Source organism: Micromonospora humidisoli (assembly GCF_016900955.1).
Classification (GTDB): domain Bacteria; phylum Actinomycetota; class Actinomycetes; order Mycobacteriales; family Micromonosporaceae; genus Micromonospora; species Micromonospora wenchangensis.
Genome location: NZ_JAFEUO010000002.1, coordinates 239,413 through 257,567 on the forward strand (window position 1 = coordinate 239,413; position 18,155 = coordinate 257,567).

Annotated in this window: 16 protein-coding genes; 6 read left to right on the forward strand and 10 right to left on the reverse strand. The window is 74.3% G+C overall.

The window, feature by feature from the left end:
• Positions 1-98 precede the first annotated feature (98 nt).
• Positions 99-1,307 carry a DUF4032 domain-containing protein gene (locus JQN84_RS06465; protein ID WP_204957522.1) on the forward strand — a complete coding sequence of 403 codons (1,209 nt, stop codon included), beginning with the start codon at positions 99-101 and terminating at the stop codon, positions 1,305-1,307.
• A gap of 476 nt (positions 1,308-1,783) precedes the next feature.
• Here JQN84_RS06465 and nagA read toward each other — a convergent pair whose 3' ends face one another.
• From nagA to JQN84_RS06480, 3 genes are read right to left on the reverse strand one after another with little or no spacing between them, the layout of a single operon-like run.
• Positions 1,784-2,893, reverse strand: a complete 1,110-nt coding sequence (gene nagA, locus JQN84_RS06470; protein ID WP_204957523.1) for an N-acetylglucosamine-6-phosphate deacetylase — start codon at positions 2,891-2,893, stop codon at positions 1,784-1,786.
• On the reverse strand, positions 2,890-3,828 hold the full coding sequence (locus tag JQN84_RS06475) for an ROK family protein (RefSeq protein ID WP_204957524.1): 939 nt from the start codon (positions 3,826-3,828) through the stop codon (positions 2,890-2,892). Before JQN84_RS06475 ends, nagA begins: the two co-directional genes overlap by 4 nt.
• Positions 3,825-4,754, reverse strand: coding sequence for an SIS domain-containing protein (locus JQN84_RS06480; RefSeq protein WP_204957525.1), 930 nt, complete (start codon positions 4,752-4,754; stop codon positions 3,825-3,827). Before JQN84_RS06480 ends, JQN84_RS06475 begins: the two co-directional genes overlap by 4 nt.
• Before the next feature lie 197 nt (positions 4,755-4,951).
• Here JQN84_RS06480 and JQN84_RS06485 point away from each other — a divergent pair, with 197 nt between their 5' ends.
• The 5 genes from JQN84_RS06485 to JQN84_RS06505 all read left to right on the forward strand — a co-directional run bounded on the left by JQN84_RS06485 (position 4,952) and on the right by JQN84_RS06505 (position 9,128).
• On the forward strand, positions 4,952-5,737 hold the full coding sequence (locus JQN84_RS06485; RefSeq protein ID WP_204957526.1) for a DeoR/GlpR family DNA-binding transcription regulator: 786 nt from the start codon (positions 4,952-4,954) through the stop codon (positions 5,735-5,737).
• Positions 5,738-5,855: 118 nt separating this feature from the next.
• Positions 5,856-6,866, forward strand: a complete 1,011-nt coding sequence (locus JQN84_RS06490; RefSeq protein WP_204957527.1) for an ABC transporter ATP-binding protein — start codon at positions 5,856-5,858, stop codon at positions 6,864-6,866.
• Positions 6,863-7,876 carry an ABC transporter permease gene (locus JQN84_RS06495; protein ID WP_204957528.1) on the forward strand — a complete coding sequence of 338 codons (1,014 nt, stop codon included), beginning with the start codon at positions 6,863-6,865 and terminating at the stop codon, positions 7,874-7,876. The genes JQN84_RS06490 and JQN84_RS06495 overlap by 4 nt, the downstream gene beginning before the upstream one ends.
• A gap of 159 nt (positions 7,877-8,035) precedes the next feature.
• Positions 8,036-8,482, forward strand: a complete 447-nt coding sequence (locus tag JQN84_RS06500; protein WP_307821049.1) for a DUF3263 domain-containing protein — start codon at positions 8,036-8,038, stop codon at positions 8,480-8,482.
• A gap of 133 nt (positions 8,483-8,615) precedes the next feature.
• The gene (locus JQN84_RS06505) at positions 8,616-9,128 is read left to right on the forward strand and encodes a GNAT family N-acetyltransferase (protein WP_204957529.1); all 513 of its coding nucleotides are present in this window, start codon (positions 8,616-8,618) and stop codon (positions 9,126-9,128) included.
• An 82-nt stretch (positions 9,129-9,210) separates the two neighbouring features.
• Here JQN84_RS06505 and JQN84_RS06510 read toward each other — a convergent pair whose 3' ends face one another.
• The 7 genes from JQN84_RS06510 to JQN84_RS06540 all read right to left on the reverse strand — a co-directional run bounded on the left by JQN84_RS06510 (position 9,211) and on the right by JQN84_RS06540 (position 17,985).
• A complete protein-coding gene (locus JQN84_RS06510) occupies positions 9,211-11,508 on the reverse strand; it encodes an AAA family ATPase (protein WP_204957530.1) in 2,298 nt (765 codons plus the stop codon).
• Between the two features lie 112 nt (positions 11,509-11,620).
• A complete protein-coding gene (locus JQN84_RS06515) occupies positions 11,621-12,292 on the reverse strand; it encodes a hypothetical protein (protein ID WP_204957531.1) in 672 nt (223 codons plus the stop codon).
• Positions 12,293-12,333: 41 nt separating this feature from the next.
• On the reverse strand, positions 12,334-13,089 hold the full coding sequence (locus JQN84_RS06520) for a GTP-binding protein (RefSeq protein ID WP_204957532.1): 756 nt from the start codon (positions 13,087-13,089) through the stop codon (positions 12,334-12,336).
• Positions 13,067-13,534, reverse strand: a complete 468-nt coding sequence (locus JQN84_RS06525; protein WP_204957533.1) for a DUF742 domain-containing protein — start codon at positions 13,532-13,534, stop codon at positions 13,067-13,069. Before JQN84_RS06525 ends, JQN84_RS06520 begins: the two co-directional genes overlap by 23 nt.
• A complete protein-coding gene (locus JQN84_RS06530) occupies positions 13,531-14,001 on the reverse strand; it encodes a roadblock/LC7 domain-containing protein (protein WP_067305308.1) in 471 nt (156 codons plus the stop codon). The genes JQN84_RS06525 and JQN84_RS06530 overlap by 4 nt, the downstream gene beginning before the upstream one ends.
• Positions 13,998-16,811 (reverse strand): sensor histidine kinase, encoded by a 2,814-nt coding sequence (locus JQN84_RS06535; protein WP_204957534.1) that lies wholly within the window; start codon positions 16,809-16,811, stop codon positions 13,998-14,000. Before JQN84_RS06535 ends, JQN84_RS06530 begins: the two co-directional genes overlap by 4 nt.
• Positions 16,798-17,985: a hypothetical protein gene (locus JQN84_RS06540; RefSeq protein ID WP_204957535.1), complete on the reverse strand. Its 1,188-nt coding sequence runs from the start codon at positions 17,983-17,985 to the stop codon at positions 16,798-16,800. The genes JQN84_RS06535 and JQN84_RS06540 overlap by 14 nt, the downstream gene beginning before the upstream one ends.
• Positions 17,986-18,155 lie beyond the last annotated feature (170 nt).

The following is an 18,155-nucleotide window of genomic DNA, read 5'->3' on the forward strand; positions in this document are numbered from 1 at the left end:
CGGCCGACCCGGTGGTCGGGACGGCACGGCCCGGGGTCGATGTGTGTCGAACCACGAAGGGAAGCGTCGGACGGGGGACACCCGGCACACTTGTCCCCGTGCGGATCACCTCGGCCCTCGTCGACCCGGCGCTGCTCGACCTTCCCTGGTCGACTCCGCTGGAACAGTGGCCCGCCCGGCACCTGGTGGCGCTGCCGCAGGGCATCTCCCGGCACATCGTCCGGTTCGTCCGCCTCGGCGACTACGTGTACGCGGTCAAGGAGACCGGGGAACGGGTCGCCGAACGCGAGTACGACCTGCTGCGGGCGCTGGAACGGATCGACTTCCCGTCGGTGGAGGCGATCGCGATCGTGGCCGACCGGCAGGCCGACGACGGCACCCCGCTGGACCCGGTGCTGATCACCAGGCACCTCCAGTTCTCGCTGCCCTACCGGGCGTTGTTCTCCCGCACGTTGCGCCCGGAGACGATGGGCCGGCTGCTCGACGCCCTCGCCGTGCTGCTGGTCCGGATGCACCTGACGGGCTTCTTCTGGGGTGACTGCTCGCTGTCGAACACCCTGTTCCGGCGGGATGCCGGGGCGTTCGCCGCCTACCTGGTCGACGCCGAGACCGGCGCGCTGCACCGTTCGCTGTCCAACGGGCAGCGCGGCGAGGACCTGGAGATCGCCCGGGTCAACATCTTCGGTGAGGCGCTGGACCTCCAGGCGGCGGGGCTGCTGCACGACTCGATCGACCCGGAGGTGGTCTGCGAGGAGGTCGTGCAGCGCTACGAACGGCTCTGGCACGAGATCACCTACGAGCAGCAGGTCGAGCGGGAGGCCCGGCACGACATCGAGCGCCGCATCCGCCGCCTCAACGACCTGGGCTTCGACGTGGCCGAGGTGGCCCTGTCGACGGTCGACGACGGGCGGTACCTGGTTCGCCCGAAGGTCGTCGACGCCGGCTACCACACCCGGCGGCTGATCCGGCTCACCGGGCTGGACGCCGAGGAGAACCAGGCCCGCCGGCTCCTCAACGACCTGGACGCCTACCGGGTGGAGAGCGACCTGACCGACGAGCAGCAGGCGGCCCACCGCTGGCTGACCGAGGTCTTCGAGCCGGTCGTCCGGGCGGTCCCCGCGCACCTGCGGCACAAGCTGGAGCCGCAGGAGGTCTTCGCGCAGATCATCGAGCACAAGTGGTTGCTCTCCGAGCGGGCCGGCCGGGACGTGGGGATGGGTCCGGCGGTGCAGTCGTACCTGGCCGACGTGCTGGTGCACCGCCCCGACGAGCAGGCCGTGCTGGGCGTCGAGGTCCCCACCGCCTGACCCGCCCGCGTTCCGGCCGGGGGCGGCACCGGGTCGACCGGATGACCGCCGGCCGGCCGGCTCCGCAACACCGGCTCCGCCAACGCCTCCGCCGTCAACACCGCCGCCGCCAAGGCCTTTGCCGCCAAGGCCTCCGCCGTCAGCGCCTCCGCCGGTCAGGATGTGTGGTGCGCGTCCTTTAGACCTGATGACGTGGACGACTCGGGTACCCGGTGCGGCGCGTTTCGCCACACCGGGGTTCGATGCGTCGGTCCGCTGTGGTCCTTCGGGCACCGGCGTCTTCGGGTGCCCCGTGAACCGTTGACGTCATCAGCTCGAAAGGACGCGCGCCGCACCCCCGGTGCTCGCCGGTCCGCACCTGTGGGCAGGTCGCCGGGGAGCCAGCGGGCCGCGTTACGGAATGGCGGATGACCGAGGTCCCGCCCAGGCCCGACGCGTCGCGTCGCCGTGTCGCACCAGCTGGGCGGGCGGAGTGGTCAGTCGAGCCAGCTGCCGGCGCGCATCACCCGGACGACGTTCAGCTCGTCGTCGAGCACCACCAGGTCCGCACGGCGGCCCGGCTGGAGCGCGCCGATCCGGTCGCCCAGGCCGATGGCACGGGCCGGGGTGGTGGCGGCCATGCGTACCGCGTCGACGATCGGGATGCCGGCGGTGACGGCGTGCCGCAGCGCCGCGTCCATGGTGAGGGTGCTGCCGGCGATCGCGCCGTCCCGGGCCAGCCGGGCCACCCCGTCGGCCACGGCGACCGGCTGGCCGCCCAGCTCGTACTCGCCGTCGGGCATCCCGGCGGCGGCCATGGCGTCGGTGACCAGGGCGATCCGCTCCGGGCCGGCCACGGTGGCGGCGAAGCTGAGCATCCCGTCGTGCAGGTGCACCCCGTCGGCGACCAGCTCGCAGACCACGTTCGGGGCCTCCAGCAGGGCCACCACCGGGCCCGGTTCGCGGTGGTGCAGCGGGCGCATCCCGTTGAACAGGTGGGTGCCGACGCTGGCCCCGGCCGAGACGGCGGCCCGGGTCTGCTCCCAGGTGGCGTCGGTGTGGCCGACGGCGGCGACCACCCCGTGCGAGGCGAGCAGCTTGATGGCGTCCAGCGCGCCGGGGCGCTCGGGGGCCAGGGTGACCATGCGGACCGTCCCGTCGCCGTCCGCGATGAGCCGGCCCAGTTCGTCGGTGGCCGGGTCGCGGAGGAACTCCGGGTTCTGCGCGCCGCACCGGGCCGCCGACAGGTACGGCCCCTCGAAGTGGACGCCGGCCAGCACCCCCTCGCGGACCAGCGGCGCGAACGCGACGGTCGCCGTCCGCATCAGCTCGAACGGGGAGCTGACCAGGCTGGCCAGCAGGGTGGTGGTGCCGTGCCGCAGATGGAACGCGGCGGCCTCGCGGGCGGCGTCGGCGTCACCGGTGGTGAAGGTGTGCCCGCCCCCGCCGTGGGTGTGCATGTCCACGAAGCCCGGCACGATCCAGTGCCCGTCGCGCTTGGCCGGGTACTCGGCGACGGCGGTGATCCGCTCGCCGTCCAGCTCCACGCACCCCTGCCGGATCACGCCGGTCGGGGTCACCACCTTGCCGGTCACCCGCTGGGTCATCGTCTCTCCAGACTGTCGAGGGCGAGCAGGGCCGCACCGAGGCAGCCGGCCTCGTCGCCCAGGGCCGCCGCGACCAGGCGCGGCTCCCGATGGAAGGTCATCCGTTCGTGCAGGGCGGCGCGGAGCGGGTCGAGCAGCTGCCCGCCGGCCCGGGCCAGGCCGCCGCCGATGACCATGGTGTCCACGTCGTAGAGGGCCTGCCCGGTGGCGAGCCCGTCGGCGAGCGCCTCGACGGCCTCCCGCCACACCCGCCCGGCCAGCTCCTCACCGGCCGCCGCCCGCCCGGCCACGTCGGCCGCGCTCGCCGTCGCCCCGGCCAGTTCGGCGTAGCGGCGGGCCACGGCCGAGGCGGACGAGACGGCCTCCAGGCAGCCGGTCCGGCCGCAGCCGCAGCGCGGGCCGTCGGGGCGTACCAGGATGTGGCCGATCTCGCCGGCGGCACCGTGCGCGCCGACGGCGGCCGACCCGGCGACCACGTGCGCGGCGGCGATGCCGGTGCCGATCGCGACGAAGAGCACGTGCCGGGCCGCCCGGCCGGCGCCGAGCCGGGCCTCGGCGATCCCGCCCACCCGCACGTCGTGGCCGAGCGCCGCCGGCAGCCCGAGCCGCGCACCCACCAGCTCCCGCAGCGGTACGTTCCGGAAGCCGACGTTGGCCGACCAGACCGCCACCCCGGCGGCCTCGTCGACCACCCCGGGCACGGCGACGCCGCAGGCCACCGGGATCGACCCGGCGGCACGCGCCCGGTCGGCCAGGCCCCCGGCGACGGCCAGGACGGTCTCCACCACGGCGTCCGGGCCGCGCCCGGCGTCGGTCGGGTGCCGTTCGGCGTGCAGCACGCTGCCGTCCGGGCGGACCAGGGCGCACTTCATGCCGGTGCCGCCGACGTCCAGCGCGACGACGACCCGGTCGTCGCCCGGCGGCCCGTCGGTCATGCCAGCACCACGGAGCGGGTCAGGTGGCGGGGCGCGTCCGGGTCCAGCCCCCGGCTGGTCGCCAGGGCCACCGCGAAGCGTTGGGCGAGGATCAGGTCGGCCATCGGGTCGACCGGGGTCCGGCCGGCCGCCCAACTGCCGAGCACGGTGTGGCAGCCGTGGTGCCGGCTGTGCACGAACGCCGCCCCGGTTGCCGCCACGTCCTCCGGCAGGCCCTCGGGCAGCTCACCGAACGCCCAGACCAGCCGGCCGGGGCCGGCGATCGAGATGGGGCCGTGCCGGTAGTCCATCGCCGGGTACGCCTCGGCCCAGAAGGTGGCCGCCTCACGGCACTTCAGCGCTGCCTCCTGGGCCAGCCCGACCGTCCAGCCGCGACCGAGGAAGGTGGCCTGGTCGATGCGGGCCGGGTCGAGCGGCAGCGGGGCGCGGACGGCGACCTCGGCGTCGGCGGCCAGCGCCTCGACGTTGTCGCCGAGGTGGGCGCGGAGCAGGGCCAGGGCGGTGGTGGCGAACCGGGTCTGCACCACCGAACGCTCGTCGGCGAAGGGCATCGGCACGGCCGTGTCGGCGAACGTGACGGCGGGCGAGCCGGGGTCGCCGACCAGGACGGTGGTGGGGGTCCGCCCGTGCAGCGCGGCGAGCAGGTCGAGGACTTCGGTGGTGGTGCCGGAGCGGGTGATGGCGATCAGCCGGTCGTAGCGGCGGTCGGCGGGGAACTCGCTGGCCTGGAAGGCGTCGGTCTCGCCGTGGCCGGCCCGTTCGCGCAGCCCGGCGTACGCCATGGCCATGAACCACGACGTGCCGCACCCGACGACGGCGACCCGCTCGCCGGGGCGGGGAAGGGTGCCGGCGACGGTGCCGGCCAGTCGGGCCGCCTCCCGCCAGCAGTCGGGCTGGCTGGCGATCTCCGCGTCGACGTACGCCATGGGGAACTCCTCGCACAGGGGAGGGAGGTGCGCAATACGGCTCATTACCACCGTCTTTCGCGCGTTATTCTGCGCGAAACGAGGTGCGCGTGGCAACCTGCCCCCGGATCGCGCAGTCGATGGTTTTGCGTACCGGGAGTTTCGCGCACTACTGTGCACGCATTCGATCACCCTTCGTGCAGAGTCGGAGGCCCCCCGTGGACCGGTACGCCAGGTGGAACGCTCTGCTCGAAATGCTCACCGACAGCGGTCGGGTCAGCGTCGAGGAGGCCGCCGAGCGGCTGGACGTCTCCCAGGCCACCATCCGCCGCGACTTCGACCAGCTCGCCCAGCAGCAGATGATCACCCGGACCCGGGGCGGCGCGGTCGCCAACGGTGTGTCCTACGACCTGCCGCTGCGCTACAAGACGGCCAAGCACTCGGCCGAGAAGCAGCGGATCGGGGCCGCCGCCGCCGCGCTCGTGTCGCCGGGCACCGTGGTCGGCCTCAACGGCGGCACCACCAGCACCGAGGTGGCCCGCGCCCTGGCCGTCCGGCCGGATCTGAACACCAACGCCGAGGGTGCCCAGCTCACCGTGGTCACCAACGCCCTGAACATCGCCAACGAACTGCTGGTCCGCTCCCGGATGAAGGTGGTGGTCGCCGGGGGTGTGGTGCGGCCGAAGTCGTTCGAACTGGTCGGGCCGCTCGGTGGGGCGTTGCTGCGCGAGGTCACCCTGGACGTCGCCCTGTTGGGCGTGGACGCGCTCGATCCGCAGCTGGGTGCCGCCGCCCACCACGAGGGGGAGGCGGCGATGAACAACCTGATGGTGGCGCGGGCCAAACGGGTCGTGATCATCGCGGACTCGTCCAAGCTGGGCGGTCACGCCTTCGCCCGGATCTGCCCGGTGGAGCGGGTGGAGACCCTGGTGACCGACTCCGGGGCGGCCCCGGAACTGGTCGATGCGTTCCGCGCCGCCGGAGTGGCCGTCATCTGTGCCTGAGTGACCCGTCGGTACACCGTCGGTAGTAATCGAGCGCCGATGCATACCGGGTATTGCCCTCCCGGGTATACCGAGTATGGTGACCGCTGTCATCAGCCACCATCGGGGGAGGCGCAGCTTGTCGGCTGTCCTGGAGATCGAAGGTCTACGTAAGACGTACAAGAGCCGCCGGCGTGGGGTCCGCAACGCGCTGGACGGCTTCGACATGCGGGTGGAGGCCGGCCAGGTGCACGGCTTCCTCGGCCCCAACGGGTCGGGCAAGACCACCACCCTGCGTACCCTGCTCGGGCTGATCCAGCCCGACGGTGGGCGGATGGCCGTCCTCGGGCACGAGGTGCCCGGCGCACTGCCCACCGTCGCCGGTCAGGTCGGCGCGATCGTGGAGAGCCCGCAGTTCTTCCCGCACTTCTCCGCCCGGGACACCCTGTCCCTGCTGGCCGGGGCCGGCGACGTCCCCGCCGTACGGGTCGACGAGGTGCTCGAACTCGTCGGGCTGCGCGACCGGGCTGCCGAGCGGGTCAAGACGTACTCACTCGGCATGAAGCAGCGGCTCGCCGTCGCGTCCGCCCTGCTCAAGAACCCCAAGCTGCTGATCCTCGACGAGCCGGCCAACGGCCTCGACCCGGGCGGCATCCGGGAGATGCGCACCCTGATGCGCACCCTCGCCGAATCCGGGATGACGGTGGTGCTCTCCAGCCACATCCTCGGCGAGATCCAGCTCATCTGCGACGAGGTCACCATCATCTCGCTGGGCCGCCGGGTCGCCGCCGGTCCGGTGGAGCAGGTGCTGGCCCAGCACTCGCACGGCGGCGTACGGGTGCGGCTGGACGCCGCCGAGGACCTCGCCGCCGCCGCCGACCTGCTCGGCCGGGCCGGCGTCGCGGTCACCCGCCACCCGGACCACCTGATGCTGGCCGGCGTGGACAAGCCGGCCACGGTCAGCCGGCTGCTCGCCGAACAACACCTGTACGTCAGCGAACTGGCCCCGGTCTCGGTGGACCTGGAGAGCGTCTTCCTGGAGATCACCGCCACCGCACCGGTCCCCGGTCAGCACCGCCAGGTCGACCAGTCCGCCACGATCGGCGAGCCGGGCCGCACCGCCGGCACCACGGGAGGGTGGGGCGCATGAGCCTGTACGTCACCGAACTACGTCGGCTGGCCAAGCGCCGGCTCACCCGGGTCATGCTGATCCTGCTCGTCCTCGGCCTGGCCGGCATCGTCACCGCCTTCACCTTCTCCAGCCAGAAACTCTCGCCGGCCGTGATCGCCCAGGCGCAGGCGGAGTCGGACGCGAACTTCCGCGACGCCCTCCGGGAGTGGGAGCGTTCGATCGCCGAGTGCGACGCGGCCAAGGCGCGCGGCGAGCAGACCGACGAGCGGTACGGCCCGAACTGCGGCCGGGACTGGAAGCCCACCGCCGAGATGTTCGACCCGAAGTGGAACCTGCCCTACCAGTTCGACTTCCGGGCCGAGTTCGGCAACTTCATCGCCATCTTCGCCGGGGCGGTGGCGCTGTTCGGCTTCCTGATCGGCGCCTCCTTCGTGGGGGCCGAGTGGAGCACCGGCGGGATGATGAACCTGCTGCTGTGGCGGCCGAAACGGCTCACCGTGCTCGGCACCAAGCTGGCCGCCGTGCTCACCACGCTGACCGGGGTGACGGTGGTGCTCGGTGCGCTGTGGACGCTGGCCTTCTGGCTGATCGCCAGCTTCCGGGGGACCACCGAGAAGGTCACCTCCGGGGTGTGGCAGTCCGCCGGGATCAGCGGCCTGCGGGCACTGGCGATGATCCTCGCCGCCGGCGCGGTGGCCTTCGCCCTGGCGTCCCTGGGCCGGCACACGGCGATGGCCCTGGGGGTGGCCGTGGGCGCCGGGGTGATCAGTGAGATCGGCATCCGGATCGCCACGACGATCGCCGAGGTGCGCTTCGGTGACCGGTGGGTGCTGTCCACCTACGCGCTGGCCTGGTTCCAGAAGCAGTGGGCGCTCGTCGACTACCGCTCCTGCGAGCTCGTCCAGGGCGAGTGCACGCCCAAGGAACTGCTGGTGACCTGGCAGGACTCGGCGCTGGTGTTCGGCATCGGCACCGCCGTGGTGATGGTCGCCGCGTTCTGGATGATGCGCCGGCGGGACATCACCTGATCCGGGTGCCGCCCGGTTCGGGCGGCACCCGATCGTGACGGGCCCGGGTCGACCACGTGTCGGGCCGGGCCCGTCCGTCGTCCGGAAGCGTCGCCCACCCTGGTTAAGCTGGGCTTCCCCGGCCGGCACGCCCGGTCGTCCACCCTGCCGAGGAGCGCCGTGCCGCCGCCCACCGACGCCATGCCGCCCACCGACCCCACACCGCCCACCGACGCCCGGTCCACGCCGCCGCCGGTGCCCGCGCCCCGACCGGCTCCGGAGGGTGACCTGCCGGAGGGTGACCTGCCCGCACCCCGACCGACCCCGGACACCGACGTGCCGTCGCCCCGGTCCGGGCCGGAGGCCGGGTCGGCCGGTGCACGGGCGGCGGCCGGCGACGAGCTGACCGAGCGGGAGCGGTCGATCCTCGCCTTCGAACAGCAGTGGTGGCGGCACGCCGGGGCCAAGGAACAGGCCATCCGGGACACCTTCGGGCTGTCCGCGACCCGTTACTACCAGTTGCTCAACGCCCTGCTGGACCGCCCGGCCGCGCTGGCCGCCGAGCCGCTGCTGATCGGTCGGCTCCGCCGGCTGCGCGCCTCCCGCGCCCGCAACCGCCGCCGCTGAGACCCGCGCGCACCGACAGCGGAGCGTGAGGTTGCCCGCTCCGATGGGACGACCGGCCGAGACCTGCGACCAGACCGCCAGTCACCGGCCAAAGAGGTGGACGACGGCCGCTACGGGCGGCAGACTGCGGCACGTGGCAGGCACGGTACGGCTGGAGCCGGTGGACGAGGCGAACCTGGAATCGTTGCTCTCCGTAGCGGCGGCCGAGGCGGAGCCGATTGACGTCATGCCCCCGGTCGACGCCCCCGCCGGCTGGTCGCTGGCCCGCCGGGAGGCGTTCCGGGATTTCCACCGGGCCAGCTTCGGCGGGCTGGACGGCCCGACCCGCACCCTGATGTTCGCCGTGTGCGCCGGCGGCGAGGTCGTCGGCATGATCCGGATGACCCGCTGCGACGCTCCCGGCGTGGTCGAGACCGGAATGTGGCTCGGCCGGTCGGCCCGGGGCCAGGGGCTCGGCGCGGCGGCCCTGCGGCAACTGCTCAACGCCGCAGCGGCGGCCGGCATGCACTCCGTCGTCGCCGAGACCACCCCGGACAACCTGGGGGCCGTCGCGGTGCTGCGCAACTGCGGCGCCAAGCTCCGCGAAGACGACCACAAGGTGTACGCGGAGATCTCACTCGACGCGACGCCCCCCGCCGCCGGCTGACCCCGCCGTCGGCTGGCCCGGCCGAGGGCTGACCCCGCGGACCGCCGGTCCGCGCAGCACCCCACGGGCGACACCAGCAGGATCAGCCTGCGTGCTTGTCGGCGTAGGCGGCCAGCCAGGCGACCTGCTCCGGGTCCAGCGAGGGGCGGACGCGGTCCCGGGCGGTGGCGACGTGCGCGGCGGTGACCGTGGCGGCCGACAGCGACTCCCGCATCGCGGCCAGCGCCGCCTCCCGCACCAGCGCCGCGCAGTCCGCTGCCGAGAAGCCGGTCAGCTCCTCGCCGAGCGCCGCCAGGTCGACGTCCCCGGCGAGCGGCACGGCACGGGACGCGGCCCGCAGGATCTCCGCGCGGGCCGGGCCGTCCGGCGGCGGCACGTACACCAGCCGTTCCAGCCGGCCGGGGCGCAGCAGGGCCGGGTCGACCAGGTCCGGCCGGTTGGTCGCCCCGATCACCACGACGTTGCGCAGCGCCTCCACCCCGTCCAGCTCGGTCAGCAGGGCGGCCACCACCCGGTCGGTCGTACCGCCGTCGGTGGCCTGGCCGCGCACCGGGGCCAGCGCGTCCATCTCGTCGAGGAAGACCAGCGTCGGCGCGGCCTCGCGGGCCCGGCGGAACAGCTCCCGTACGGCCCGCTCGCTCTCGCCGACCCACTTGGACAACAGTTCGGCACCCTTCACCGACAGCACGTTCGCCCGTCCGGTGCCGGCCAGGGCGGTCACCAGGTAGGTCTTGCCGCACCCGGGCGGCCCGTAGAGCAGCACCCCCCGGGGCGGCTGCACCCCCAGCCGGGCGAAGGTGTCCGGGTAGGTCAGCGGCCAGAGCACCGACTCGGTGAGGGTCTGCTTCACCTCGCCGAGACCGCCGACGTCGTCCAGGGTGACCGTCGCCAGCTCCAGCGTGGACGCCGCCATGGTGGTCGGCCGGACCACCTCCAGCGCCGCCGTGAAGTCGGCCATCGCCACCGTCGGCGTCTGCGCCGTCTTCTGCCGCAGCGCCGCCCGCACCCCGGCCTCGCGGACCAGCGCGGCCAGGTCGGCGGCGACGAACCCGGGGGTACGCCCCGCCACCTCGTCGAGCCGGACGTCCTCGGCCAGCGGCACCTGCCGGGTCAGCACGGTCAACTGCTCCCGACGCAACGCCGGGTCGGGCAGCGGCACCGAGATCCGCATCGACAGCAGATCCGGCGCGCGCAACCCCGGGTCGACCGACTCCGGCCGCGAGGTGGTGCACACCACCGCCGTACCCGACCGGACGGCCCCGGCGAGCACCTGCCGGAACACGGTGGCCAGCGGCCCGGCGTCCTCGGCCGGGGCCAGCGCCTCCACGTCGGTGACCAGCAGCACGGTCGGCCCGCCCGAGGCCAGCTCGGCGACGGTGTCGCGCAGCCGTCGGGCCGCCGCGTCGTTGGTCAGCGCGGCGAGTTCCGGCGCCCACAGCGGGCGTACCCGGGCACCGACCGTCTTGGCCACCGCCCGCACCAGCGCCGACTTGCCCGAGCCGGCCGGCCCGCTGAGCAGCACACCGAGCGAGACCGTGGTGCCCAGCCGCCCCAGCACCTCCCGGTGGTGGAAGCCGAGGTCCAGCAGTTCGGTCAGCTGCTCGGCCTGGGCCCGCAGGCCGGGCAGTTCGTCCACGTGCGGCACGTCGTCGTCGTGCCCGGCCCCGCCGGCCTCCCCGGCCCCGCCGGCCTGCCCGGCCCTCTCGGCCTCTCCGGTCGGGCCCGTCGGGCTGCCGGCCGGAGCCGTCCCGGCGCGGCCGGCCGAGCCCGGCCCGCCACCGCCCGGACCGGACGAACCGTGGGTGACCTGGCCGTGTTCCCAACCGACCACGGTGTCCATGGTGACCAGGCCACCGGTCTGCGGGTCGGCAGCGACCACGGTCAACAGGGTGCTCGTCCAGGCGTACCCGACGGTGTTGGCGAGACTGCGGCGGGCGGCCTCGACCAGACCGCGCACCGAGGCGTCGGGGAGCACGTCCTGGGGGAGCAGCGAGACGTTGTCACCCTCGGTGACGACCTTGCCGAGCAGGGCGAGCCGGAGCATCTCCGGGGACACCGCGGCGAGCACCGACACCGGGCCGGCCAGGGTCACCCGACGGGCCGAGGTCACCGGGGCGGGACCGACAGTCACCTGACCGCCGTCGCGTAGCCCGAGGTTGCCCAGCGTCAGGTCGTCGGCGTAGAGCAGAGCGGCGCTGGCGGTCGGCTCGGCGGGCGCGACGATCCCGGCGGTGACCCGCCTACCGGCCAGCCGCACCGGGTCCCCGGGGCGCAGGGCCAGGGCGGTGAGCACCTCCGGATGCAGCCGGACGATGCCACGTCGGGCGTCCAGCGCGGCCGGGCGCAGACTGGCGGTCAGGGTCAGATCCGGTGCGGGCATCGCCCGACAGTAGCCGCCCGCCGCCGCCGACGCCCGTGGTCATCCGGTACGACCGCCCAGGCCAGCCGCCCGGCCGGCCGGTGACGCGGGGTCCCGCGCCCCGGTCGTACCGTCAGGTGTCGCTGTCGAGCAGCGTCGGGTCCCGCCTGATCAACTCGGCGAGCCGGGCGGCCGGATCGACACCCGGCATCTCCCGGGCCGGTGTCCACGCCGGCGGAGTCTGGTCGGCCAGCGGCCAGGCCGGCGGCGGGGCGGCCGACGGGTCGACACCCGCCCGTGCCCCGACCTCCGGCCGCTCGTTGCGTGCCCCGTTCTCCGGTCCTTCGGTGCGGGGCCCGGTGCCCGGCCGCTCGTTACGGGCCGTGGGCTGCGCCTGCTCGATGCGCAGCGGGTACGTGCGTCCCGCGTACTCGACACGCAGCACCACGGTCAGCCCGGGACGGGCGGCCACCACCCGGCGGACGGCCTCGGCCACCTCCTCCACCGGGTCGCCGTCGGCGGCGGGCACCGGCCCGGCCCACCCGGACCCGGTCCGGGCCAGTTCGCCGGCCGCCGGCGTCGCGGGTCCCGGCGCGGAGCGCGTCGGCTCGGTGGCGGTCGGCCCCGGGCGTGCCTGTTGCGTCGCTCCCGGCCCAGGGCTGGCCGGGGTGGTGGGCGGGTGGCCGGTGGCCCCGAAGGCCAGGGTCGGTCCACCGTCGTCGGCCTCCGGATCGGCCGACCGGCGGCGGCGGGCCTCCTCACGGCGGGCCAACCGGGCCAGTGTCTCGTCCAGACCACCCCTCATCACGTCCCCCTCTCCGATGAAACGACCGGGCGTCGGTTCGGTCAGGCGCCCTTCTCCCGTACCGCCCGGTCCAGCGCCCGGTCCAGGACGACCAGCAGGGCGTCCCGCACCGACAGCCGTTCCCGGGCATCGAACTGCACCAGCGGCACGTGGTCACCGATCGCCAGCGCCCACCGGATCGCCCCCAGCTCGTGGGTCAGCCGGCCGTCGAAGGTGTTCACCCCGACCACGAAGGGCAGGCCGGCCCGCTCGAAGAAGTCGATCGCCGGGTAGCAGTCGTCCAGCCGGGAGCTGTCCACCACCACCAACGCGCCGAGCGCGCCCCGTGCCAGGTCGTCCCACATGAAACCGAACCGGTCCTGGCCGGGCGTGCCGAACAGGTAGAGCTTCAGGCTCCGGTCGATGGTCACGCAGCCGAAGTCCATCGCCACCGTGGTGGTGGTCTTCCCGCTGCGGGCCCCCGGGTCGTCCACCCCGATCCCGGCGCTGGTCATCTCGGCCTCGGTGGTCAGCGGAGCGATCTCGGAGATGGCACCGACCGTGGTCGTCTTGCCCACTCCGAACCCCCCGGCGATGAGCAGCTTGACCGGGATCGGCGGAGCGGTCGGCGGGCCGCTGCGGGTGTCCGTCGTCGGTGTCGCCGACGCCGCCGGTGGTCGGTACGGCGGTGGCGCGCCCAGGTGCTGCGGCACCGTCGGAGGGCCGCCCACGGGCTGTCCGTAGCGGGCGGAGGCACTGTTCGCGGCGAGCCCGCCGAGCGGGGCGACCGGCCATTCAGGAGATCGCACGGAGTCCATCAATCACTCGCAGGATGAGGTCGGGGTCAAATGCGTCGTCGACGACGCCGACGTGCACGTCGAGATGGCCGGCGGCCCGCAGGTCACCGACCAGCACCCGGGTCACGCCGAGTTGCAGCCGCATCCGGGCGGAGATCTCCGCCACCGAGATCGGCTCGCCGCACAGGGCGACGATCGCCTGCAACTCGGGGGCCAGCAGGGCCGCCACGGCGGCGGCCCGGCCCGGCCCGGACCGGGCGGTGACCTGGGTCTCCAGGCCGATCGCCGGGTCCGCGCCGGCCACCCGCCCGGCGGTCAGCACGAACGGACGAGGGCTGGCCGGGCGGTCGGCCTCCGGCTCGGGCGCGGGCGTCGGTGTCGCGTCGCCGATCGGAATCCGCAGGTAGGGGCGGACCCGGACCATGGGTTCGGGTTCCGGTTCCTCGCCGGCGGCGTCCCGGGTCATTGCTGAACGGCGTTCTTCAGCTCGGCGATGAGTCTCGGTGTCAGCGCGCCGCCGGCCCGGCCGGCGAAGAGCGTCATCTCGTACGCGACGGTGCCCAGGTTCGCCGACCGGTCGGCGATCACGCCCAGCACGGAACCGCTGCTGATCGCCGTGATCAGCAGGTAGCCGTCGGCCATGTCCACGATCACCCGGTTGAGCCCGCCGAGGGCGTACCAGCTGGCGGCACCCCCGGCCAGGCTGGTCATGCCGGAGACGACGGCGGCGAGGCGTTCCGCGTTGGACCGGTCCTTGATCGACGACATGGCCATCAGCAGCCCGTCGGAGGAGACCGCGATGGCCTCCAGGACGCCGGCGGTGCTGGAGGTGAACGAGTCCAACAGCCAGTTGAACGTGCGCGCCTCCGGGCTGAGATCCCCGGCGGGATGGTTCTGGTAGTCGACGTTCTCGTGTACGTGCGGGCTGGTCACCGTGTCGTTCCTTCTTCAGTGCGGTGGTCGGTGCGGACTTCGCGCAGAGCGCGGGCGACGCCCGTCTCGAACGCGTTGATGAGATCGCGGACCTCGCCCGGATCTCCCGGATTCTGGCTGGGTGCCTGCCGGGGCGGTGAGACGACCAGGTTGGCGCCCGGGATCCGCCGGGTCAGCCGGGGCACCGCCGGTTCGGCGGAGGGCTGGGCCGCAGGGGGTCGGGTGGCAGCGGGCTGGGTGGCGGCGGGTCGGGCGGCGACGGGCGCGGCGGTCGGCCCGGCCTGTTCGGCCCGGTGCACCCCGGACTGGAACTGCTCGACCAGGGCCCGCGCGGCGTCCGGGTCGGCCCGGCTGCCGTCGACCGGCCCGACGACAGGTGCGGTGCGGGGCAGGCTGGCCCCGGGGACCCGCTGCCGGATGCCGGGCAGCGGGGCCGGTCGGTCCGCCGTGGGCGCGGTGGTCTGCCCCACCGTGGGGAGTCCGACGGCCTGCGGGACCGCCGGGCGGGGCGCGTCGGCCACCGGGGCGGTGCCCCGGGCCGGCAGCACCGTCGTCGTCCCGGCCGGTTCGCCGCCGGTGGGACGGGCCACGTCCGGGTCGCCGCCGGAGGCACGGGACGGCTCCTGGTCGGCCGGCGCGGTGCTGAACGCGTCCCAGGGGCCGGTGGCCGCCATGCTCCTGGTCGCCTTGCTGAGCAGCGTGGGATCGAACCCGGGCAGCGCCGTGGCGTCGACCACCGGCCGGGCCGACGCCGCGTCGACCGTCGGCCGGGCCGGACCGGCGTCGAGCACGACCGGCGTGCGGCCGGTCCGCAGGGGAACGTCGGTACCGGGCCCGGTGGCCGGGCCGGTCGGTCCGGGTCGTTCCCGCGTCGGCAGTCCGGCCGGCGGGGTCGTCACGGGTCGTTCCCGCGCCGGCAGCGCGACCCGGTTGACGGGTTCCCCGCCACGCCCGGTCGCGGGGCGGGCCAGGGCTGAGCCGGGAAGCGCCAGGCTGGCGGTCACCCCGCCGCCCGGGGTGGCGGCGAGTTCCACCGTCCAGCCGTGCCGGCGGGCGAGCCGACCCACCACGAAGAGCCCCAGCACCTCGGACGGGGCCAGGTCCAGCCGTTCCCGGCGGGTGAACCGGGCGTTCTCCTCGGCGAGCCGTTGCCCGCTCATCCCGATGCCCTGGTCGATGACGGCCAGCCGGGCGCCGTCGTCGGTCGTCTCGGCGGTGACCACGACCCGGGTGTGCGGCGGGGAGAACACGGTGGCGTTCTCCATCAGCTCGGCCAGCGTCAGCACCAGGTCACCGACGATCGCCGGTGCGGCGACGACCTCCGGCGGGACCTGCACGTCCACCCGGGTGTAGTCCTCGATCTCACCGAGGGCCAACCGGACCACGTCGGCGACCGGGACCGGTGCGACGTGCGCGTCGTCACCGGTCGCGCCGGAGAGCACCACCAGGCTGCCCGCGTTGCGGCGCAGCCGGCTGGAGATGTGGTCGAGCCGGTACAGGTGTTCCAGCCGGCCCGGCTCGGTCTCCTGCTGCTCCAGCCGGTCGATCAGGGCGATCTGCCGGCCGACCAGGTTCTGGGTACGCCGCCCGACGTGGCCGAACATCTGGGCCACGTTGCGGCGGCTGGCCACCTGCCGTTCCACCAGCCGGGCGGCGGTGTTCTGCACCCGTTCGAAGGCGCGGGCCAGGTCGCCGATCTCGTCCCGGGCACCCACGTCGACCGGGTCGAGGCGTACCGGTGGGGTGGTTTCGGACTCGTCGTCGGCGACCCGGACCAGTTCGGACTCGGCGACCCGGGCGACCCGGTCGGCGGAGCGGGTGAGCCGGGTGAGCGGTCGGGCCACCGCCCGGCCGACCGCCATGGTGAGCAGGATGACCGCGATCAGGATGGTCACCATCAGCAGCGTCACCCAGTACGCCCCGGCGAGCGCCACCTGCCGGTCGGCGCGTACCTCGGCGGTGACGTCGGCGGCCAGTTTCTTCTCGACGAACTGGCCTAGCGTGATCATCGAGCCAACGGTGGGGAAGAGGGTCGCCACGTCCAGTGCGCCGATGGCGGTGGCCGGGTCGACGGCGCTCTGGTCGATGAAGTTCGGCCCGGTGCGGTTGGCGACCGCGATCTCCTCCAGGGTGAGCAGGTCGAGCTGCTCGGGGGTGACCAGGGCCTGGAGCCTGGCGCTCTCGTCGGAGAGGACGGCGAAGTTGGCCACGTAGGCGGTGACGGTCTGGGCGTTGGGTCGGGCGGCGACCAGCACGATCAGGGTGGCCCCGGCGCTGAGGCTCTCGCCGGTGCGCAGCAGGCCGTCCAGGGCGAGCACCTGTCGTCCGGCCGGGGTGCGGGTGTCCGCGTTGAGCCGCAGTCGCAGCGAGTCGATCAGGGCGGTGTTCACCGGCCCGTACCCGGCCATGAGCTGGTCGGGGCCGGTCTGCCCGGCGACCGCCGCCGTCCGCAGCGTGGCCAGCTGGCGTACCCCGTCGAGGGCGGTGTCGACCTCGGCGGGTAGGTCGTCGCCGAGGTCGGAGCGCAGGTCGGCGACCCGGTCGTCCACCTCGGCGATCTTCTGCACGAGGTCGGTGCGTTGGACCTGCCCGAGCAGCAGGCCGACGGCGAGCAGGCGTTCCTGCTGGAGGTGTTGCAGGATCGTGCCGACCCGGCTGGCGATCCGGACCCGGTCGGCGGTGTCGCCGGCCCGCTGGGCCTCGGTGGCGCGTTCCCAGACCACCGGCACCGTGAGCCCGGCCATGCAGAGCAGCGGGACGACCACCAGCAGGGCAAGCTTGCCCCGGATCCGCAGCCTACCGAGCAGCATCGAAGGGCCTCCACCTGTCGGGTTCGGTGCCCCGGCCGGCCGGCTGGAGCACCGGCCCGGCGGGCAGGCGACCGGGCGGCGTCGGCGGTTCCCATGGGGTGGGCGCGGTGGCGTCGGCGGGCTCTCCGCCCGGTGGGTTGCCCCGGCCCGTGGGGCGTTCGCGGCGGCGGGTCGGCAGCCAACCGCTCGCGCCGAGCGCCACCAGCAGCAGCCCGGCCACCCCACCGGCGGCGAGGATCAGTAGGGCGTCGCGGTCGAGCTGGTCGATGCGCTGCCGCAGCAGCCGGTCGATCTCGTCGAGCAGGACCGGCTGGAGTTCCCGGGCGGCGGTCTGCGCCTGGGTCCGGGCGGCGGCGAGTTTCGCCACGTCCAGCTCCTGGGTCCGGCCCCGGGGCTGGGACAGCGCCCCCAGGGCCTCGACGGCCCGCTGGTACTTGTCGAACGGGGTGAGCACGTCGGCGCCGATGTCGGCGCTCTCCGAGGTGTCGACCACCGTCTGGAGGTCGTTGACCAGGTCACCGGCCGGTTGCAGGGCGGCGAACCGGAGGGTGGCCAGCTCACCCACGGTGCGGGCCTGGTCGGCGGCGGGGCGTCGCTGTGCCAGCACGGCCAGGTCGACGAGGCGTCCGGCGGCGACCGTCGCCTCCGGCATCTCCTCGCCGACGCCGTCCTGCAGGAAGTACGAGTCGGAGCCGGGGTCGCGGATCAGGCCGGAGGTTTCGCGGATCTTGCCGTGCAGGGCGAGCAGCAGGTCGGTGACCTCGCCGTACGCGGTGAAGGCGGTTTCCGGGTCGGTGAGCGACCGGCTGGGCAGGCCCTCCAGTTTCGCCCGCAGGCCGGCCCACCGTTCGGTGCTGCGCAGTTCGCCGCCGACCCGGGCGTCGACCGCCGCGGCCGCCTCCACGGCTCGGTCCAGGGCGTCGCGGGGCACCGGGCGGGAGGCGACGGCGGCGGTCTGCGCGTCGACCAGCGCCTCGGTGACCGGGCCGAGGGCGCGCAGGTACTCGACGCCGAGCCGTTCCCGTTCGGCCAGCTCGCGGTCGGTGTCCACGAGCTGGTGGCCCTGTACGACGAGGAACGCCACCGGCAGCAGCAGCGCAGTGGCGAGTAACAGCGGCAACAGGCGGCCCGGTGTCCTGGGCCGTCGACGGACCCGCGAGGCGGGAACGGTCATGGTTGTCTCCTCCGGCGGCGGCGCAGGGGGTCGGGGATGGCGTGACAGTTCGGTCCCGTGCGTCGGACCGAGAACCTAATCGACGGGTGATCCCTGGTCGGAGGTCTACGCGGGTCAGTTTTGCGTCACTTCGAGTGATGTGACGCAAGATTGACCTTCTCGTGACGCTG